Here is a 2,793-nt window from a genome sequence, read left to right on the forward strand (position 1 = left end):
GGTGTCCTTAAAAATCGTAGGCCCGGGGTGAACTCCCCGCGGGCCGCCGCACGTTCTCTCATCAGCCGCCCTGGTCCTGCAGCAGTCAGCCCTCCTGCCCCTCGGGTTCGACGAACTGCATGTCCAGTTGCACCTTGACAACATCACCGAGAAGTCCGGACCCGAAGTCCAGCCCGTAGTCGCTGCGCCGGATCTCACCCGTCGCCTCGAACCCGGCCCGCCTGCGACCGTCCCCGGGGGAGTCCACGATCCCGCCGAACTCGACGGCGAGCGTCACCGGGCGGGTCACGTCCCCGATGGTCAAGTCCCCTTCCATCGACCACTCCTCGCCCGCCCCGCGCACCCGCGTCGAGCGGAAGGTCATCATCGGACGCTTCTCGACATCGAGCAGATCGGCCGAGCGCGTGTGCGCGTCACGGTCGGGGTTGCCGGTGTCGAGGGAGGCGAGGGCGATCTCCGCGCCCACCCGTACGTCGTCGACCGTGCCCCCGGCGTGCAGCTCGGCCGTGAACTGCTCGAACCGGCCCCGCACCTTGGCGATCCCGAGGTGCCGGATCGTGAAGTTGACGGCCGAGTGCAGCGGGTCGAGTTCCCAGTCGCCGGGGGACAGGGGCAGAGCGGAGGCGGTCGGCCTGTGCGGCGCGTTGTCCTGAGTCATGCCTCCACCATCGGGCCTTCCGCACCCGGGAGGGAGGCCGGGCCGAGGGTGGTAGTGCGAGGGCCACCCTCAGCGGCGGCACACCCTGTACGTTCGACAGGTGAGCGACAACGAGTTGGCCGCCTTCCTGCGCAGCCGCCGCGAGGCCATCACCCCGGCCGAGGTGGGGCTGCCCACCGGCCCCCGCCGCCGCGCACCCGGCCTGCGCCGCGCCGAGCTGGCCACCCTCGCCGGGATCAGCGTCGAGTACCTCACCCGGCTGGAACAGGGCCGCGACCGCAACCCCTCGTCCCAGGTGCTCGGCGCCCTCGCGGACGCGCTGTGCCTGCGGGTGCCGGACCGGATCCTGCTGCGCCGGCTGGCCAAGGAGAGCGGCGACGACAAGATGTTCTGCTCGGCGTCCGCCCCGCCCGCCCACACCGTACGGCCCACCGTCCGGGCCCTCCTCGACCGGCTGGAGCCCACCCCGGCCGTGCTGCTCAACTGGCTCGGCGACATCGTGGCCCACACGGCGGGCTACGAGCGGTTCGCCCGCCCGCTCGGGCTGCTCGACGGTAACCCGCCCAATGTCATGCGGTATCTGTTCACCGACGAGCGGGCCCGCACGGTGTACCCGGGCTGGGAGCGGCTCGCCGACGAGCAGGTCGCCCACCTGCGCCACGAAGCTCCTCTGCACGACCCTCATGTCGCCGCTCTGGCCGACGAGTTGACGGTCACCGCGGGAGCCCGGTTCACCCTGCGGCTGAAGGGCGTACCGGCCATGCCGCTGCGCAACGGCACGGATCTCGTCGAGCACCCGGAGGCGGGGCGGCTGCGCCTGTCGTACGAGACGCTCGCCCTGCCGGACGACGGCCAGCGCCTCATGGTCCACCTCCCGGCCGACGAGGCCACGGCCACCGCCCTCGACCATCTCAACGGCCGCAAACCGGGCGCCCTGCGCGCGGTCAGCGGCTGAAGGCACCGCACGCGGGGCGGCCCCACGCGTGGGCCGAGGCCCCCGCCGACCGGCCTGGTCAGGACGCAGCCGCGCGCGTGGGACGGCCTAGACCTCGCTGACCTCTGCCGCGTACGGCGGCTCGGCGCCCGCTCGGGAGCAGGTGATCGCCGCCGCGCGGGCGGCGAAGCGCAGCAGGCGGGTCCAGTCGTCGGCGCCCAGGGCCGCGAGGGCCGCGTCGGAGAGGGCGTCCCGGGTCGACAGGCCGTGGAGGAGGGCCGCGTTGACCGTGTCACCGGCGCCGATGGTGTCGACGACGTCGATCGTCGCGGCCGGTACGGAGTGCTCGGCGCCGGTGCGGGTGTGGACGGTCAGGCCGTCGCCGCCGTGGGTGATGACGACGGCGGAGGGGCCGGAGTCCAGCCACAGGCGTGGGGTGCCGCCCAGCCACTCCGCGTCCTCCTCGGAGAGCTTGAGCAACGACACCGAGGGCAGCCAGCTCTTGAAGCGGGTCCGGTAGGCGTCCGCGTCGGGGATCAGCCCCGGCCGGATGTTGGGGTCGAGGGCGGTGAACACGCCCTGGGCGGCGGTGGCGTGCATCAGCTCCTCGTACGCGCTCGCGCCGGGTTCCAGGACGAGTGAGCAGGTGCCGAAGGAGACGGCCCGGGTGCCGACGGAGAGCCGGTCGGGGGCCGCGAACAGGCGGTCGGCGCTGCCCTCGACGTAGAAGGAGTACTGGGCCGAGCCGTCCTCGCCGATCGAGGCCAGGGCGAGGGTCGTCGGCTCGGGGCCGCGCTGCACGGATGCCACGTCCACACCCGCGTCGCGCAGGCCGCCCAACAGGGCCTCGCCGTAGGCGTCGTACGACACCCGGGAGCAGAAGGCGGTCGGGGAGCCGAGGCGGCCGAGCGCCACGGCCGTGTTGTAGGGGCCGCCGCCGCGCGCCGGCCGCAGATCCACGAGCGCGCCCGTGCCCTGCGGGACCAGGTCGATCAGGGCTTCACCGGCGACGACGATCACGAGGCGGGTCCTTTCTCGGAGCTCTCGGCCGGAAAGTATCGCAAACGCTCGGGCACCGCGACGGGCGGTCATCCGGAACGCTTGGGCACCGCAGCGGGCGGTCATTCGGAAGTCTCGCGCACCCGCGACGGGCGGTCATCTGGATGCCGGCCCCGCCCTTCCCGCCGGCTCGGTACCCGAG

General features: G+C 73.3%; 3 protein-coding genes. 1 reads left to right on the plus strand and 2 read right to left on the minus strand.

The window, feature by feature from the left end; genetic code table 11:
• Positions 1-85 precede the first annotated feature (85 nt).
• Positions 86-658: a YceI family protein gene (locus ACFU53_RS47545; protein WP_384006760.1), complete on the minus strand. Its 573-nt coding sequence runs from the start codon at positions 656-658 to the stop codon at positions 86-88.
• Positions 659-758: 100 nt separating this feature from the next.
• Here ACFU53_RS47545 and ACFU53_RS47550 point away from each other — a divergent pair, with 100 nt between their 5' ends.
• Positions 759-1,613, plus strand: coding sequence for a helix-turn-helix domain-containing protein (locus tag ACFU53_RS47550; RefSeq protein ID WP_384006763.1), 855 nt, complete (start codon positions 759-761; stop codon positions 1,611-1,613).
• Between the two features lie 87 nt (positions 1,614-1,700).
• Here ACFU53_RS47550 and ACFU53_RS47555 read toward each other — a convergent pair whose 3' ends face one another.
• Entirely contained in the window at positions 1,701-2,612 is a 912-nt protein-coding gene (locus ACFU53_RS47555) for a carbohydrate kinase (RefSeq protein WP_384006766.1), read from the minus strand.
• Positions 2,613-2,793 lie beyond the last annotated feature (181 nt).

The organism is Streptomyces sp. NPDC057474 (assembly GCF_042802555.1).
Lineage (GTDB): Bacteria > Actinomycetota > Actinomycetes > Streptomycetales > Streptomycetaceae > Streptomyces.

Coding starts and splice junctions, on each gene's coding strand:
- ACFU53_RS47545 (WP_384006760.1), bottom strand. CDS start 658: ATGACTCAGGACAACGCGCCGCACAGGCCGACCGCCTCCGCTCTGCCC.